Below are 16,148 nucleotides of genomic sequence, written 5' to 3'. Positions count from 1 at the left end.
GCGCGGGCGCCCGGCGGGGCGCCCGCGCCGCGGCTCACTTCGTCGGGACCACGGTGACCGGCGCGCCGGTCTCGGCCATGACGTTGTCCGGGGTGACCGTGACGGTCGGCGGTGCGAGCACCGGGCCGTACTTGGCGTCGGCGGTGAAGGTGTTGCGGCTCAGCGACACCCGGGTGATCGTCGCGTCGCCGCGGACGTTGACGGTGTAGTTGCCGCCGCTGAGCCGGTTGCCCGCGACCACGACGTCCTGCAGGTAGAAGGGCCGCAGCTCGCTGCCCAGCATGATCGAGGCGTTGCCCTGGTCGCCGGTCGTGTAGTTGCGCGGGTCCAGGGTGTTGCCGGTGATCGTGATGTTGCCCCCGCCGGTGCTCTGCACGGCGTCGGGGTGCAGCTCGCCCTTGCGCACCATGGCGTGGATCCACGAGGCGTCGACGGTGGTGTTGCTGCCGACCCGCGCGCCGTCGTTGGTGCCGCGGACCTCCACCCGGCGCAGCGTGTAGTTCTGCCAGCCGATGCCGATGTCGACGATCCCCGAGCCGTCGAGCTCGCTGTCCTGCACCAGCAGGTTGGTGTAGCTGCCGCTGGTGGCCACGACCATGTTGGTCGCCGACGCGCTGCAGGTGATCCGGCTGTTGCGGATGACCACGTCGTTGGCCCGGATGGTGATGCAGCCGGCGAGGTCGATGCCGTCGATCACCGTGCCCGACTTGAAGACCGTGAGGTCACCGACCTGCGGGGTCAGCCGGACGCCGGCCGGCACGCCGGTGGTGTCCGGCCCGGCCAGCGTGGTCGGGGCGGCCACGGCCGGCGCGGTGGCGACCGGCGTCACCCGCAGGGTCTTGTCCACCGTGGAGCTGACCTGGCCGTTGGTGAACCGGGTGCGCACGGCGGTCAGCCCGGACCGGCCGGTGAGGTCGACGGTGGCGGTCGCCCGCCAGGTGCCCTCGGTCGCGGTGACGGCGGTGGTGCTGCCGACCACGGCGCCGCCCACGGAGAAGGAGACGGCGGTCAGCGGCGAGGACGCCACGGCGGTGAGCTCGACCGGCTGGGCGGGCACCGGCGCCATGCTGATCGAGCGGCCCTCGTAGGCCACCCACATCGACGAGGCGGCGTCCGCCCGGTCGACGGGCAGCACGGTCAGGGCCGTCAGCACGGCCAGGGCGGCGGCGGCGACCGCGCCGGCGCGCCTGGCCAGGCGGCCCCGTCGGGACCGGTCGGTGCGGCGGGTCGGGTGCAGCGTCGTCATGGGACTGATGGTCGGCAGACCCGGGACCGCGGTGGATCGCCCGGACGGGTGGTCCTCCGGTGACCCCAGTCACCACCGATCGTGGCCCGCCGCCCCCGCCACCCCCCACCCGGACCGCATCCCGAGAGACGAGGAACCCCGTGCCCGCCCAGCCCGTCCGCACGCCGACGTCCGTCGTCGTGCCCGCGCACGACGAGTCGCAGGTCATCGACCGCTGCCTGACCGCGCTGCTGGCCCGGTCGGAGCCCGGGGAGTTCGACGTGGTCGTCGTCGCCAACGGCTGCTCCGACGACACGGCGGCCCGCGCGGCCGCGCACGGCCCGGACGTCCGGGTCCTGGACCTGCCGGCGGCCGGCAAGACCGGCGCGCTCAACGCGGGGGACGCGGCCGCCACCGGCTTCCCGCGGATCTACCTGGACGCCGACGTGGAGCTGAGCACAGAGGCCGCCCGGGCGATGGCCCGCGAGCTGCGCGCCGGCCCGGCGCTGGTCGCCGGCGCCCGCCCCGTCCCCGACCTGACCGGGTGCTCGCGCTGGGTGCGCTGGTACTACGACGTCTGGCTGGCCCTGCCGGTGCTCAACGACCGGTACGTCGGGTCCGGGGTGTTCGCGGTGTCCGAGGCCGGGCACCGGCGGCTGGCGCCCTTCCCCCCGGTCGTGGCCGACGACCTCTACGCCCGGCGGGTCTTCGACCCCGCCGAGCGGGTGACCACCGAGCCCGGGTTCACCCTGCACCCCTCCCGCCGGCTGCCGGCCCTGGTCGACCGGCTGGTCCGGGTGCGGGCGGGCAACGTCCAGCTGGAGTCGGCGCAGCTGCCGATCGACGCCGCCGAGGCCCCCCGGGGTGCCCGCGGCCTGCTGGCCACCCCCGGCGTGCCGGCGCAGAAGAAGCTGCTGTTCCTCGCCCTGTCGGTGGTGGTCCGCGCCGGGGCCTGGGTCAAGGCCCGCCGGGGCCGCACCGCGGTCTGGAACCGCGACGAGTCCTCCCGGAGCGCGGCGTGAGCGCCCCGGTCGGCGTCCTGGTGGTCGGCTACGGCTCCCCGGACTGGCTGGCGCGGTGCCTGGACGCGTTGCTGGCCGCGGTGGGCCCCGAGGTCGAGGTGGTCGTGCTGGACAACGCCTCGGAGCCGCCGCTGACCCCGGTGCTGGCCCGGCACGCCGGCCGGGTGACGGCGCTGCGCTCGGAGGTGAACGTCGGCTTCGGCCGGGCCTGCAACCTGGCCCGCCGCTACACGACCGCCGAGCGGCTGCTGCTGCTCAACCCGGACGCGCTGCTGCGCCCGGGGGCGCTGGAGGCGCTGGTCGCGCACCTGGACGCCGACCCGCGGCGGGGCATCGTCACCGGCCGGCTCGAGCGGCCGGACGGCTCGCTGGACCCCTACTCCGCCCTGGGCCGGCCCTCGCTGTGGAGCGAGGTCTGCTTCGGCACCGGGCTGTCCACCGCCTTCCGCCGGTCGGCCTGGGCCAACACCTTCGACCTGCACGGCTGGGCGCGGGACACCGAGCGCCCGGTCGGCGTGGTCTCCGGCTGCGTCCTGCTCGTCCGGACGGCGCTGTGGGATGCGCTGGGCGGCTTCGACCCGCGGTACTACATGTACGGCGAGGACGTGGACCTGAGCACCCGGGCGGCCGAGCTGGGCTGGGAGCGCTCGTTCCTGCCGGTCGTCGTCGCCACCCACGCCGGTGGCGCGTCGTCGTCGTCGGCGGGCAAGACCGTCATGGTGCTGCGCGGCAAGGCCACGCTGCACCTCCGCCGCCGCTCGGCGCTGCGCCGGGCGGTGTCGAACGCGCTGCTGCACAGCGGGGTCGCGCTGCGCGCGCTGCTCGAGGTGCGCCGGCCGGAGGGCGACCGGGTCTGGCGGGCGGCGTGGCGGCGGCGGGCCGAGTGGCGCGGCGGCTGGGCCGCGGTGCCCGCCGACGTCGACGCCGACCTGCCGCTCGAGCGGGTGGCCGCGTGAGCCGCTCAGCCCACCTCGTTGAGCGCCCACCGGTCGCCGGGCTCGGCCATGCCCTCGTTCTCGAAGACCACGCCGGCCGGGGCCTGGGCGGGGCCGTAGCGGCTGTCCGGGCCGTAGACGTTGCCCCGGAACACCACGTCGTCCAGGTCGGTGTCCTGCCGGACGTTGACGGTGTAGTTGCCGCCGTTGAGCCAGTTGCCCTCGACCAGCACCTGCTCCAGCCGGCGCTTGCCGGTCTCGCTGCCGAGCATGATCGCGGCGTTGTTCAGGTCGCCGATGTCCCGGGCCGGGACGTCGAGGTTGTTCCCCCGCAGCGTGATGCCGACCCCCTGGGTCGCCTGCACGCAGTCGGGGTGCAGCTCGCCCTGCCGGGTCATGTCGTGGATCCAGGAGCGCTCGATCAGCACGTCGTCGCCCAGCCGGGCGCCGTCGTTGGTGCGGTGGATCTCCACCCGGCGCAGCGTGTAGTCGCTCCAGCCCACCCCGATGTCCGCGGTGCCCATGCCGTCGATCTCGGTGTCCTGGACCAGCAGCCCGGTGACCCCGTCGGCCACCTGCACGACGTTCGCCGTGTCCGGGTCGCCGCACCGGATGCGGGTGTTCTGGATGGTGACGTCGTCGGCGCGCACCACGACGCAGCCGTCGACGTCGAGGCCGTCGACCACGGCGCCCTCCTCGGTCACCTCGAGGTCGCCGCTGGGCTCCAGCACCGTGCCCGCCGGGACGCCCGTGTCGTCCGGCCCGGGCGGGGTGGGCGGCCCGTCGGTGACGGCCGCCGCCCCGGCCGGGCGGACGTAGTCGTCGTCGTCCCCGGCACCGCACCCGGCCACGAGCACCACGGTCAGCAGGGTGAGGAGGACTCGGTGTCGACGGGTCACGCCCCCGACGGTGGCACGGCTGCCCGCCGGCTGGCTGTGACCTTGGCCTCCGTGTCGTGCCGGGGAGGTGTCGCGTGGACCTGATGGACGTCGTCCGCGGCTGCCTGCGCCGCTGGTACGTGCTGCTGCTGGTCGTCCCGGCGTCGGTGCTGCTCGCCCTGCAGCTCGGCAACGGCGTGCAGGCCAGCTGGTCGGCGTCGGCGACGCTGGTGGTCGTGCCCTCGCCGGGGCTGACCGCGGCCCGCGACGCGGCGGCCGGCGAGGACGGCCCCGGCGACACCAACCCGTTCAGCTCCGCGGCCACCCTCGCGCTGCTGGTCAGCCGGGCCGTCGCCACCGACAGCGTGCTGACCGGCCTCCCCGACGGCGCCTCGGCGACCGCGAGCTGGGACGGTCTGCGGCCCAGCCTGGTGCTGCTGGCCGCCACCGGCGACGAGCAGGACAGCGCCGCCGTGGCGCTCGACGCAGCCGTGGCCGCCGCCCGGCAGTCGCTGGCCGACCTGCAGCAGGCCCAGGGCGTCACGCCGGACGCGGTCTTCCAGGTGCTGCCCGGCTCCGACGCCGAGGTGCCGGCGATGACCACCCCCGACCGGCGCCGGATGACCGTGCTCGTGGTCGGGGCCGGGACGCTCGCCGCGGTCACCCTCGCCGTCGCGCTGGACACCGCCCTGCTGCAGCGCCGCCGCGGACGGGACGGCGCCCCCACCCCCGACGACCGCCCGACCCCTGCGCACAGCGGGGCGACCCCTCGAGGAGGGCACCGATGAGGAGCCTCAACCGGCTGCGCCTGCTGCGTCAGGCCCTGCAGGGCGCCAAGCGCCAGTACTACAACCGCCTCTGGGGCATGCACATCGCCCCGACCGCGATGTTCTCCCTGTCGGCGTACTTCGACCGCACCTACCCGCGGGGCGTGCACGTCGGCCCGGACAGCTACGTGGCGATCGGCGCCACGATCCTCTGCCACGACCGCACCCGCGGCGTCAAGGCCGACACCGTCGTCGGGCGCAACTGCTTCATCGGCGCCCGCAGCATGCTGCTGCCCGGGGTCACCGTCGGCGACGGCAGCATCGTGGCCGCCGGCGCGATCGTGACCAAGGACGTGCCGCCGGGCACGATCGTGGCGGGCAACCCGGCGGTGGTGATCCGCCGGGACATCGAGGTCGGGCGGTACGGCCGGTTCCGCTCGGCCGACGCCGTCCCCGACCCGGTGCCCGGTCCCGGCTCGTGAGCGCCCCGACCACCGGCGCCGTCCGTGCCCAGCGGGGCAGCCACCGGCTCCCGCTGGAGGAGCGGCTGGCCCCCCCGCCCGGCGCGGGGCCGCCGGCCGCCCTGGCCGCGGTCTTCTGCGCCGTGTTGTTCGTCTTCCCCAGCGAGGTGGTGCTGGCCGGGCCGCTGAAGTCCAACGGGTCGCCCGGCCGGCTGCTCGGCTTCGCGGCCCTGCTGCTGGTCGCGCTCGGCCTGGTGCGGGGACGCCGCCGGATGCAGGTGCGGCACCGGGTGGACCCGGTGGTGGTGATCGCGCTGCTCTTCCTCGCCCAGGCGCTGTTCAGCTACGGGGTGGAGACCGGGCGGACGCTGGACGCGACCGCGGCGGCCACCAGCCTCCGCTACGTCCTGGTGCTCACCGCCGGCATCGGCATCACCCTGCTCATCGCCGTGGCGGTGCGGGACCTGGCCGGTGCCCGGCGGCTGCTGGGCTGGCTGGTCGCCGGCAGCGTGCTCAACGCGGGCGTGGGCCTGGTGCAGGCGATGGGCGCCACGCTCAGCTGGGCCGACGTCGTCCGGGTGCCGGGCATGGCCTTCACCTCCAACCCCGGCCAGCTGCGCGAGCGGCTGGACTTCGTCCGGGTGCTGGGCACCACCTCGCACCCGATCGAGTTCGCCGTCTGCCTGGCGGTGACCCTGCCGCTGGCCATCCACCTCAGCCGCTTCGCCGCGACGCCGGCCCGGCGGGTGGCCAGCGCGGCGGCCGCCGGGGTCATCGCGCTGGCGACGCCGTTCGCGCTGTCCCGCTCCGGGCTGCTGTGCATCGCCGTCGGCCTGCTCCTCTACGTCCCCTTCGCCACCAGGGCGCAGCGCTGGGCGGTGCTGGCCGGCGCGGTGCTCGCCCCGGCGCTGGCCGTCGTCGCCGTCCCGCGGGTGGTGGACGCCTTCGTCGAGCTGTTCGGCGGGGTGGCCACCGACTCCAGCGCGGCCGACGACAGCATCTCCGGGCGGCTGGCCGACTACGTCGGCGTCCAGGAGGTCTTCGACCGCAGCCCGTGGCTCGGTGGTGTGCTCACCAGCGGCGACGGCGTGCTGGACAACCAGTGGCTCGGCTTCCTGGTGCGCGGCGGGCTGGTGTCGCTGCTCGGCTTCGCGCTGCTGCTGCTGGGCCCCGTCGTGTGCAACGCCGTCGCCGCCCGCACCGGCACCCGCGACCCCGAGCGCTCCAGCCTGGCCGGTGCGCTCGTCGCCGGCCTGGTCGCCTCCGGGGTCGCCGCCTACACCTTCGACACCCTCGCCTTCCAGCAGAGCGCCCTGCTGGTCTTCGTCCTCGTCGGGCTGACCTCCGTGGTCGTCCGCAGCGCCTGGCCGACCACGGCGTCGGCCGACCGCTCCGCCCTCCCCACCACAGAGACAGAGGAACAGTGACCTTCACCGACGTCCTGCGCGCGTGCGCCCGACGGTGGTACGTGCTCCTGATCGTGTTCGCGCTGACGGCCGTCGGCGCCGTGCAGGCGCACCGGGCCGCCGAACCCAGCTACACCGTCACCGCGACCCTGGTCGTGGTGCCCTCCCCGTCGCTGGTCCAGGCGCGGCTGCCCACCTCCGGCAGCGGTGGGCTCACCACCAACCCGTTCAACGCCCAGACCGGTGGCTCGACGCTGGCCGCGGTGCTCGCCGACGCGCTGAACACCGCCGTGGTGCAGGACCAGGTCCTCGCCGGGGGGAGCGGTGCCGCGAGCGCCGGCTGGGACAACCAGGCCGCGCAGCTGGTGGAGCTCTCGACCGTCAGCAGCACCGCGGAGGGCGCCAGCGACCTGATGACCCGGCTGGTCGCCGGCGCCGAGGTCGAGGTCGGGCGGGTGCAGCTGGACGCCGGCGCGCCGGAGGACCAGCTGTTCACCACCGCCGTCGGCTCGCCGGCCGACTACCCGCTGCGGTCCTACCCGGACCGCCTCCGCTCGGTCGTCGGGCTGGCCCTGGTCGGTGTGCTGGTCGCGCTGCTCGCCGCGGTGCTGCTGGACCGGCTGGTGCTCGCCGGCGCCCGGGCCCGAGCGCGCCGGTCCCGCCGCCGCGCGGCCCGCCGGGAGGCCGCCCGGGTGTCCGCGGAGGTGGGGCAGGCCCCGGCGCCGGTCCGGGAGCCCGTCCCGTGACCACGCCCGGTGCCCGCTCCGTGGCGGACACCACCGCGTCGGGTGCGCCCGTCGCCACCCCGCCGCTCGACGCCGCACCGCTCGACGCCGCACCGCTCGACGCCGCACCGCTCGACGCCGCACCGTCCGGTCCGGCGCCGGGCGAGCTGCGCAGCCGGACGGTCAACTCGGTGTTCTGGGTGGCCGCGGACAAGTGGGTCAACCGGCTCGCCTCGCTGGTCGTGTTCGCGGTCATCGGTCGGCTGCTGGACCCCTCCGACATCGGGGTCGCCGCGCTGGCGGCGACCTTCGTCGCGCTGTTCCAGGTCTTCGCCGAGCAGGGCTTCTCCGACGCCCTGGTACAGCGCAAGGACCTGGACCGGGAGCACCCGGAGTCGGCGTTCTGGGTGTCGCTGGGCAGCTCGGTGCTGCTGGCCGGGGTGCTGGTCGCCCTGGCCGGGCCGATCGCCGCGGCCCTCGGCGCCCCGGAGCTCGCGCCGGTGCTCCAGGTGCTCTGCGTGACGCTGCCGCTGGCCGCCCTCAGCCTGACCCCGGCCGCGCTGCTGCAGCGCGACTTCGGCTTCAAGCGGCTGACCCAGCGCCGGGTGGTGTCCAACCTGCTCGGCGGGGTGGTCGGTGTCGTGGTCGCGGTCCTCGGCGGCGGGGTCTGGGCGATCGTGGCGCAGAGCATCACCTCCGCCGCCGTGGGCGTCGTCGTCCTGTGGGCGGTGCTGCCGTGGCGGCCGCGGCTGCGGTTCAGCCGGCGGGCACTGCGCGACCTGCGCGGCGTCGGCCTGTCCGTCATCGGCATCCAGCTGTTCGCGTTCGTGAACGCCCAGGCCGACAAGTTCGTCATCGGCGCCTTCATCAGCCCCTCGGCGCTGGGCTACTACTACGTGGGCACCCGGATCATCAGCATCCTCAGCGACGTCCAGACCGCGGTGATCCAGAGCGTCTCGCTGACCGCCCTGTCCAAGGTCCAGGACGACCTGCCCCGGTTCCGGCGGGCCTTCCTCTCCCTCACCGGGGCGTCCGCGGCCATCGGCGTGTTCACCTACGCCACCTTCGCCGCGCTGGCGCCGGTCGTCGTCCCGATGGTGTTCGGGCCGCAGTGGGCGACCAGCGTGCTCATCGCCCAGGTCCTCTGCGTCATGGGCGCGCTCAACAGCGTGCTGGTCTTCGACCGGACGGCGCTGATCGCGGTGGGCCGGTCGCGGCTCGCGCTGGTCATCACCGCGGTGCAGTGCGTCGTCGGGGTCCTGGCCGTGCTGGTCGCGGTGCCGTTCGGCATCGTGGCGGTGGCCGTCGCGGTCACCGCGCGGCAGTACGTGGTGTGGCCGCTGCGGTTGCGGGCCCTCCGGACGGCGATGGGGCTGTCCGTGCCCGGCTACCTCCGGCAGTGGGCCGCACCGGCCGCGGGCGGGCTCGCCGTGTTCGCGGTCGTCGCGGGTGGCCTGGCCCTGCTGCCGCCGGTCGAGGGGCTGTGGGCGGAGCTCGGCGTCGTCGCCGGCGGCGGTCTGCTGGCGCTGGCCGTCTACGCCGGGGTCGGGCTGTTGCTCTTCCGCGGGACGCTGCGCGACCTGAGGTCCGTCGTCCGGCGGAGGAAGGCGGCATGAGCCTCGTCACACGCCACGATCGGTATACCGATCGTGCAGTTTCAACTACTCAGCGTATCGGCAGGTCAGTCGCCTGCCGCGCGTGGGACGCTGCGTCCAACTCCGCAGCGTGCCCCCGATGTGACGCGTTGTTCACCTTCTGCGGATGCCATTACCGGTCGGTAGCGGGCAGGCTGGGGGAGCCGGACAGCGTCGTCGGCACGGTCACGGGGGCCCCGGCAACGGGTGTGACACACGACGGAGGACCTGTGACGACGGCTGAGGTCGCCCTGTGACGAGCACGGACAGCCGACGGGCGGCGACGACCGCCCCGGGTGGCGCCCACCGGGTCGGCAACCGCACCGGCGCCGGCAGCGGCGGTGGGGGCGGGCCGCTGAGCACCTGGCGGCCGGGCACCCGCGGCCTGGGCACCGAGGCGCGCCGCGCCTGGCGGTCCCGCTACGTCCGCGCCCTGGTCGGCGTCGACCTGGTGTGCGCGCTGGTCGGCGCCGAGATCGGCTACACGATCCGGTTCGACACCGCCGTGGGCCAGCTCGCCACGACCGCGCCCGCCTGGTCGGTGGCCCTGCTGCCGCTGGCGTGGGTGGTCGCGATGCTGCTGTCCCGCAGCTACGAGGACCGGTTCCTCTGGGCGGGGCCGGAGGAGTTCCGGCGGGTCTTCGTCGCGGCCCTCTTCCTGCTCGCCACGGTGGGCACGGTCTCCTGGGCCTTCCGGGTCGAGGTGGCCCGCGGCTTCGTCGTCGTGGCCATCCCGCTGGCCACCGCGCTGACCCTGCTCGCCCGCTACGGCATGCGGTACTGGCTGCACCGGCAGCGGGACCGCGGGCGCTACCTGCAGACGACGCTGCTCGTCGGCCACCGCGGCGGCGTCGCGGCGCTGCACGAGCAGATCGACCGCGAGCGGCGCCAGGGGTACGACGTCGTCGGCTGCTGCCTGCCGGGCGCGACCGTCAGCGGCAACTTCGACGGCCTGCCGGTGCTCGGCGACCTCGACGAGGTGGTCGAGGTGGTCAAGCGCTACGAGGTCGACACCGTCGCCGTGCTGCCGAGCCCGGAGCTGGACGGCCCCGCGCTGCGCCGGCTGGGCTGGGACCTGGAGAAGACCCGGGCCGAGCTGCTGCTCGCCCCCGCCGTCACCGAGGTCGTCGGCCCCCGGGTCAACATCCGGCCGGTGTGCGGGCTGCCGCTGATGCACGTGGAGCGCCCCGAGCTCCGCGGCGTGCGGCGGCTCACCAAGAGCCTGGTGGACCGCACCGTCGCGGTGCTCGCGACGCTGGTCCTGCTGCCGGCGTTCCTCGGCATCGCCGTGGCGATCAAGGCCACCAGCCGCGGTCCGGTCTTCTACCGCCAGGTACGGCTGGGCCAGGACGGCCAGCCGTTCTCGATGCTGAAGTTCCGCAGCATGGTGGTCGATGCCGAGGCCCAGGTCATGGCGCTCGAGCAGCACTCCGAGGGCAACGGCGTGCTGTTCAAGATGAAGGCCGACCCCCGGGTCACCCGGGTCGGCCGGGTGCTGCGCCGCTACTCCATCGACGAGGTGCCGCAGCTGTTCAACGTCGCGGTCGGGCACATGTCGCTGGTCGGGCCGCGCCCTCCGCTGCCCAAGGAGGCCGAGCGCTACGGCTTCGACATGCACCGCCGGTTCCTGGTCAAGCCCGGCATCACCGGGCTGTGGCAGATCAGCGGCCGCTCGGACCTGAGCTGGGACGACTCGGTCCGCATCGACGTGCGCTACGTCGAGAACTGGTCCCTGGTCTTCGACTTCATGATCCTCTGGAAGACCCTCGGCGCGGTCTTCCGCGGCTCCGGTGCCTACTGACCCGGTCCGCACCCCCCGTCGCACCACCCCACTGAGCGGAGCTCGTACACCATGAAGATCGCCGTCATCGGCTGTGGCTACCTGGGCGCGGTGCACGCCGCCTCGATGGCCGAGATCGGCCACGACGTCGTGGGCATCGACGTCGACCAGCCCAAGATCGACTCGCTGAACCAGGCCAGGGCGCCGTTCTACGAGCCCGGCTTCGAGGACCTGCTGGGCACCAGCCTGGCCTCGGGCCGGCTGCGGTTCAGCACCGCGATGGCCGACGCCGCCGGGTCGGCGGTGTACTTCGTGTGCGTCGGGACGCCGCAGAAGCGCGGTGAGTACGCCGCCGACCTCCGCTACGTCGAGGCCGCCGCGGAGTCGCTGCTCGAGGTGCTCGCCCCCGGCGAGCTCGTCGCCGGCAAGTCCACCGTGCCCGTCGGCACGGCGGCCCGGCTGGCCGAGCTGATCGAGGGCAAGGTGCCCGGCGCGATCCTGGCGTGGAACCCGGAGTTCCTCCGCGAGGGCTTCGCGGTGCAGGACACGCTGCACCCGGACCGGCTGGTCTACGGCCTGCCGGCCGGGGCCCCCGGCGAGACCGCCCGGGCGCTGCTCGACGAGGTCTACGCGCCCATCGTGGCCGCGCAGACGCCGCAGGTGGTCACCGACTACGCGACCGCGGAGATGGTCAAGACCGCGGCCAACTCCTTCCTGGCCACCAAGATCTCCTTCATCAACGCGATGGCCGAGCTGTGCGAGGCCACCGGCGCCGACGTCAAGCAGCTGGCCGACGCGATCGGGCACGACGACCGGATCGGCCGCAAGTTCCTCAACGCCGGCCTCGGCTTCGGCGGCGGCTGCCTGCCCAAGGACATCCGCGCCTTCATGGCCCGGGCCGGCGAGCTCGGCGCGGACCAGGCGCTGACCTTCCTGCGCGAGGTCGACAACATCAACATGCGTCGGCGGATCCGGATGGTCGACCTGGCCCGCGAGGTCTGCGACGGTTCGCTGGTCGGCAAGCGGGTCGCCGTGCTCGGCGCGGCGTTCAAGCCGAACAGCGACGACATCCGGGACTCCCCGGCGCTGAACGTCGCGGCGCAGCTGCAGCTGCAGGGTGCGGTCGTCCGGGTCACCGACCCGGCGGCGAACGAGAACATCAAGCGCAGCTGGCCGCAGCTGGACGTCGTCGACACCGCCGAGCAGGCCGCCGAGCGGGCCGACGCGGTCCTGGTGCTGACCGAGTGGCAGGAGTACCGGGACCTCGACCCCGCCGTCTTCGGGTCGGTCGTGAAGCAGAAGCGGGTGCTCGACGGGCGCAACGCCCTGGACCGCGAGGCGTGGACCGCCGCCGGCTGGAGCTACCGCGCCCTCGGCCGCCGCGCCGGCTGACGCGTCCCCCTGACCGGCGCCTGCGGCGCCGGTCAGGGGCTCAGTTCGTGACGGCGGGCAGTGCCTCGTCGGCGAACTCGGCGGCGTTCTGCCCCAGCGAGTCGTTGCCGAGGTAGCTCCACATCCGCTCGCCGGTGGTCCGGTCCAGGTAGACGACGCTGGCCGAGCCCTCCCGGCCGGTGCCCAGGACCGGGGCGGTGAAGAACTGGACGTCGGACGGCGTCAGCCCGCGCAGCGAGTAGGCCATGGACAGCAGGTCGGTGTCGCTGAGCCCGTCGTCCACCGCCACCGCGCCGGTCACCGACAGCATCGTGGCGTCGAGCCGGCCGGGGGAGGTGAAGACGTCCTGGCTGAACAGCTTGGTGAAGGTGGCCCGCAGGTAGTTCTGCTGGCGCTTGACCCGGTCGAAGTCGCCGCCGGGCAGCCCGTAGCGCTGGCCGACGTACCAGCGCGCCTGGTCGCCGTCGAGGTGGTTGAGGCCGGCGGTGAACGTGTAGGGCCCGTTGCTCGTCGTCGTCGGCACCACGACGTCGACGCCGCCGAGGTCGTCGGTGACCTCGGTGAGACCGGCGAAGTCGATCGCGGCGTAGTGGTCGATGCGCACCCCGGTGAGCTGCTCGACGGTCTGCACCAACAGCGACGGACCGCCCAGCGCGTAGGCGGCGTTGATCTTGTTCGACCCGTGGCCGGGGATGTCGACCCAGGAGTCGCGGGGGATCGAGATGACCTGGACGTGCTCCCGGTCGCCGGCGAAGCGCGCCAGCATGATCGCGTCCGAGCGGGCGTCGGGCAGCTCGCCGGCCGCGATCTCGGCGCGGGTGTCGGAGCCCACCAGCAGGAAGGTGATCGGCACGGCCGTCGCCGTCGGCGCCGCGGTGGGGGCGGCCGGTCGGGAGCTGTCCTGGAGCGCGGCGAAGACGTCGCCGACGCGCTCGATGTTGCCGGCGTAGCGGTCGGTGAGGAACCACAGACCGCCGCCCACGACCATCGCCAGCACGACGGCGAGCGCGCCGAGACCGACCAGGGTCCGGCGGATCCACGACGGACGCCGTCGCGTCGGCTCCTCGTGCTCGGGGAACGCGGAGCGCAGGACGAGCTCCGCCTCGTCCACTGCAGGCGCGTGCACGCTCATGACGACCCCTTGCTCTCCGGATGTGACTGATCCGGAAAGTAGCTACGCAGCGGAGTCGTGCAGGGGTGTCCGGCCGGTGATCACCCGTTAGGGCGCGGGATCCGAGGCGAACGGGTGACTCTGCGTGAGCACGGGAGGCTGGCGCCAGTGGGCAGGCGGAGCGTCAGCCACCCATGGTGGCCGTGATCGTGGCGATCAGGTCCTCGACCGGGTTGCCCGTGGGCGCGGGTGACCCGGTCGGTGCCGCGTCGTCCGTGCTCTGCGGTGCGACGTCGCCCCGGCCGGGCCGGGTGCGGTCGGCGTCCCTGCCGGGCGGGGTGCGCGACGCCGACGAGGCCGCACTGGTGGCCGGTGCCGACCCGGTGACCGTCTCCTCCGGCGCCTCGGGTGCCTGCTCCGTGTCGTCGCTGTCGCCGACGGGCGGCGGGAGGACGAGGGGCGGGACCACGACGGGCGGGACGACGACGGGCGGGACGACGACGGGCGGGACGACGACGGGTGGCGCGGTGGACCCGGTGGTCCCGGTCGGCGGGGTGGACCCGGTGCTGCCGGTCGTCGGGGTGCTGGTCCCGGTCTCCGACGGCACGGCCCCGGTCGACCCGGTCGTCGCCGTCGTGCCGGTGCCGGGGTCGGTCGCCGACGTGCCGGTCGGGGCGGGCGCGCCGGCGTCGGCCGGGGTGCTCCCCGGAGCGGCGTCCGCCGGGGCGGAGGTGCCGCCGGCGGTGGTGCGCGTGGTGCTGCCGGTGGCGGTGCCGCCCGCCCGGCCGCTGGGGGTGCCGGCCGGCTCCTCGGGTCCGGCGGTGGCCGGGCCGGCCGCCGGGGTGGGCGTCGCCAGACCGACCAGGGCGCCGCCGCGGCTGAGCGCCTCGAGGGTGTCGTCGGCCCGGTCCGGGTTGGCGGCGACCTCGGCGGCGACGGCGTCGTGCATGCCGAGCGCGCTGCTGGACCGGGCGAGGACGGGGGCGAAGGCGATCGTCACGAGCACGGTCCCGGCGACCAGACGGCGGGACCGGCGGCCGCGCGGCTGCACCCGGGCGTCGGGATGGGTCGCGGGCGCGGCGTCCGCGGCGTGCCGGCGACGGGCAGGTGCCGGCGCGGGTGCCGCGGGCGGTGCCGGCAGGGCGACGGCCCGGTGGCGACCGGTGTCCGTCAGTGCTGCTGCCTCGACCCGGCGGTGGCGGCCCGTGTCCTCCGGGCCGTGCGCTGCGCTGTACACCCTGTGTGTCCCCCCAAGTGCGCCGGTCCCCGAACCGACTTCCACGAACGTAGTTCGCATGGCAAGGAGTGCCTACACGCTCACGGCGCGTCGCCAACGACACGCCGCGAGGCGGCACCTGGAGGTCGGTGGCCGGGCGGGCCGGTCCCGCGTTGGCGCAGGGGGTCACCGCTCACCTAGCGTCTGCGGGACGGTGCCAGTGCCGGCCGGCCGTCCCCGGGGAGAGAACGAAGTCCATGAAGATCTCGGTCATCGGCTGCGGCTACCTGGGCGCGGTCCACGCGGCCTCGATGGTGCAGCTGGGTCACGACGTGGTGGGCGTCGACGTCGACGAGCGCAGGGTCGGTCTGCTGAACCGCGCGCGGGCCCCGTTCTACGAGCCCGGCTTCGAGGACCTGCTGGGCACCAGCCTGGCGTCGGGCCGGTTGCGGTTCAGCGCCGACGTGGCCGACGCCGCCGGGTCGGCGGTGCACTTCGTGTGCGTCGGGACGCCGCAGAAGCGGGGCGAGTACGCGGCGGACCTGCGGTACGTGCAGGCGGCGGTGGAGTCGCTGCTGTCGGTGCTGGCCCCCGGCGAGCTGGTGGCCGGGAAGTCGACCGTGCCGGTGGGCACGGCCGCGCGGCTGGCCGAGCTGGTCGAGGGCAAGGTCCCGGGCGCGCTGCTGGCGTGGAACCCGGAGTTCCTCCGGGAGGGCTTCGCGGTGCAGGACACCCTGCACCCCGACCGGCTGGTCTACGGGCTGCCGGCCGGCCCGGACGGGGAGCGGGCCCGCGCCCTGCTGGACGAGGTGTACGCCCCCATCGTGGCTGCCGGGACCCCGCAGGTCGTCACCGACCACGCCACCGCGGAGATGGTGAAGACCGCGGCCAACTCGTTCCTGGCCACCAAGATCTCCTTCATCAACGCGATGGCCGAGCTGTGCGAGGCCACCGGCGCGGACGTGACGCAGCTGGCCGACGCGATCGGGCACGACGACCGGATCGGCCGGAAGTTCCTCAACGCCGGGCTGGGGTTCGGTGGCGGTTGCCTGCCCAAGGACATCCGGGCGTTCATGGCGCGGGCCGGGGAGCTGGGGGCGGACCAGGCGCTGACGTTCCTGCGCGAGGTGGACGCCATCAACATGCGTCGGCGGATCCGGATGGTCGACCTGGCCCGCGAGGTCTGCGACGGCTCGCTGCTGGGCAAGCGGGTCGCGGTGCTGGGGGCGGCCTTCAAGCCCGACAGCGACGACATCCGGGACTCCCCGGCGCTGAACGTCGCGGCGCAGCTGCAGCTGCAGGGCGCCGTCGTCCGGGTCACCGACCCCGCCGCCCTGGCCAACAGCCGCGCCGAGTGGCCGCACCTGGACTTCGCCGACACCCCGGAGGAGGCGGCCGAGCGGGCCGACGCGGTCCTGCTCCTGACCGAATGGCAGCAGTACCGGGACCTCGACCCCGTCGCCTTCGGGGAGGTCGTGGCGCGGAAGCGGGTGCTCGACGGGCGCAACGCGCTGGACCGCGAGGCGTGGACCGCCGCCGGCTGGAGCTACCGCGCCCTGGGCCGCCGCGCCGGTTGACCGTAGGGTGATCGCTCGG

At 74.8% G+C, this 16,148-nt stretch carries 14 protein-coding genes; 10 read left to right on the top strand and 4 right to left on the bottom strand.

Features of this window, described 5'->3' with window-relative positions; all coding sequences use genetic code 11:
• Positions 1–34: 34 nt before the first annotated feature.
• Positions 35–1,246 carry a hypothetical protein gene (locus tag HL054_RS17820; protein ID WP_369140397.1) on the bottom strand — a complete coding sequence of 404 codons (1,212 nt, stop codon included), beginning with the start codon at positions 1,244–1,246 and terminating at the stop codon, positions 35–37.
• Between the two features lie 140 nt (positions 1,247–1,386).
• Here HL054_RS17820 and HL054_RS17815 point away from each other — a divergent pair, with 140 nt between their 5' ends.
• Together HL054_RS17815 and HL054_RS17810 are read left to right on the top strand one after the other, a co-directional pair.
• Complete coding sequence (locus tag HL054_RS17815) at positions 1,387–2,247, top strand: glycosyltransferase (protein ID WP_369140396.1); 861 nt, start codon at positions 1,387–1,389, stop codon at positions 2,245–2,247.
• Positions 2,244–3,203: a glycosyltransferase family 2 protein gene (locus tag HL054_RS17810; protein WP_369140395.1), complete on the top strand. Its 960-nt coding sequence runs from the start codon at positions 2,244–2,246 to the stop codon at positions 3,201–3,203. Before HL054_RS17815 ends, HL054_RS17810 begins: the two co-directional genes overlap by 4 nt.
• Before the next feature lie 5 nt (positions 3,204–3,208).
• On the opposite strand, the gene HL054_RS17805 is transcribed toward HL054_RS17810, so the two are convergent.
• Entirely contained in the window at positions 3,209–4,081 is an 873-nt protein-coding gene (locus HL054_RS17805) for a hypothetical protein (protein WP_369140394.1), read from the bottom strand.
• Between the two features lie 74 nt (positions 4,082–4,155).
• Between HL054_RS17805 and HL054_RS17800 the strand changes: the two genes are divergently transcribed.
• The 7 genes from HL054_RS17800 (at position 4,156) to HL054_RS17770 (ending at position 12,225) form a co-directional block, all read left to right on the top strand.
• Positions 4,156–4,848 (top strand): hypothetical protein, encoded by a 693-nt coding sequence (locus HL054_RS17800; RefSeq protein WP_369140393.1) that lies wholly within the window; start codon positions 4,156–4,158, stop codon positions 4,846–4,848.
• Positions 4,845–5,309, top strand: a complete 465-nt coding sequence (locus HL054_RS17795; RefSeq protein ID WP_369140392.1) for an acyltransferase — start codon at positions 4,845–4,847, stop codon at positions 5,307–5,309. The genes HL054_RS17800 and HL054_RS17795 overlap by 4 nt, the downstream gene beginning before the upstream one ends.
• A complete protein-coding gene (locus HL054_RS17790) occupies positions 5,306–6,715 on the top strand; it encodes a hypothetical protein (RefSeq protein WP_369140391.1) in 1,410 nt (469 codons plus the stop codon). The genes HL054_RS17795 and HL054_RS17790 overlap by 4 nt, the downstream gene beginning before the upstream one ends.
• A complete protein-coding gene (locus HL054_RS17785) occupies positions 6,712–7,440 on the top strand; it encodes a hypothetical protein (RefSeq protein ID WP_369140389.1) in 729 nt (242 codons plus the stop codon). The genes HL054_RS17790 and HL054_RS17785 overlap by 4 nt, the downstream gene beginning before the upstream one ends.
• On the top strand, positions 7,437–9,035 hold the full coding sequence (locus tag HL054_RS17780; RefSeq protein ID WP_369140388.1) for a lipopolysaccharide biosynthesis protein: 1,599 nt from the start codon (positions 7,437–7,439) through the stop codon (positions 9,033–9,035). The genes HL054_RS17785 and HL054_RS17780 overlap by 4 nt, the downstream gene beginning before the upstream one ends.
• Positions 9,036–9,306: 271 nt before the next feature.
• Complete coding sequence (locus HL054_RS17775) at positions 9,307–10,854, top strand: sugar transferase (RefSeq protein WP_369140387.1); 1,548 nt, start codon at positions 9,307–9,309, stop codon at positions 10,852–10,854.
• A gap of 51 nt (positions 10,855–10,905) precedes the next feature.
• Entirely contained in the window at positions 10,906–12,225 is a 1,320-nt protein-coding gene (locus HL054_RS17770; RefSeq protein WP_369140386.1) for a UDP-glucose dehydrogenase family protein, read from the top strand.
• Positions 12,226–12,265: 40 nt separating this feature from the next.
• Here the strand turns inward: HL054_RS17770 and HL054_RS17765 are convergent, their stop codons facing one another.
• On the bottom strand, positions 12,266–13,357 hold the full coding sequence (locus tag HL054_RS17765) for an LCP family protein (protein WP_369140385.1): 1,092 nt from the start codon (positions 13,355–13,357) through the stop codon (positions 12,266–12,268).
• Between the two features lie 163 nt (positions 13,358–13,520).
• Positions 13,521–14,336 (bottom strand): hypothetical protein, encoded by an 816-nt coding sequence (locus HL054_RS17760; protein ID WP_369140384.1) that lies wholly within the window; start codon positions 14,334–14,336, stop codon positions 13,521–13,523.
• 473 nt (positions 14,337–14,809) lie between these two features.
• Between HL054_RS17760 and HL054_RS17755 the strand changes: the two genes are divergently transcribed.
• Positions 14,810–16,129: a UDP-glucose dehydrogenase family protein gene (locus HL054_RS17755; protein WP_369140383.1), complete on the top strand. Its 1,320-nt coding sequence runs from the start codon at positions 14,810–14,812 to the stop codon at positions 16,127–16,129.
• The last annotated feature ends 19 nt before the right edge of the window (positions 16,130–16,148 follow it).

It is taken from the genome of Modestobacter versicolor (assembly GCF_041028285.1).
Taxonomy (GTDB): domain Bacteria; phylum Actinomycetota; class Actinomycetes; order Mycobacteriales; family Geodermatophilaceae; genus Modestobacter; species Modestobacter versicolor_A.
This window is presented reverse-complemented; position numbering and strand designations above follow the sequence as displayed.

Excerpts from the sequence above, each read along its gene's own strand:
- HL054_RS17820 (WP_369140397.1), bottom strand. The coding sequence starts at position 1,246 with ATGACGACGCTGCACCCGACCCGCCGCACCGACCGGTCCCGACGGGGC.
- HL054_RS17795 (WP_369140392.1), top strand. The coding sequence starts at position 4,845 with ATGAGGAGCCTCAACCGGCTGCGCCTGCTGCGTCAGGCCCTGCAGGGC.
- HL054_RS17770 (WP_369140386.1), top strand. The coding sequence starts at position 10,906 with ATGAAGATCGCCGTCATCGGCTGTGGCTACCTGGGCGCGGTGCACGCC.
- HL054_RS17765 (WP_369140385.1), bottom strand. The coding sequence starts at position 13,357 with ATGAGCGTGCACGCGCCTGCAGTGGACGAGGCGGAGCTCGTCCTGCGC.
- HL054_RS17755 (WP_369140383.1), top strand. The coding sequence starts at position 14,810 with ATGAAGATCTCGGTCATCGGCTGCGGCTACCTGGGCGCGGTCCACGCG.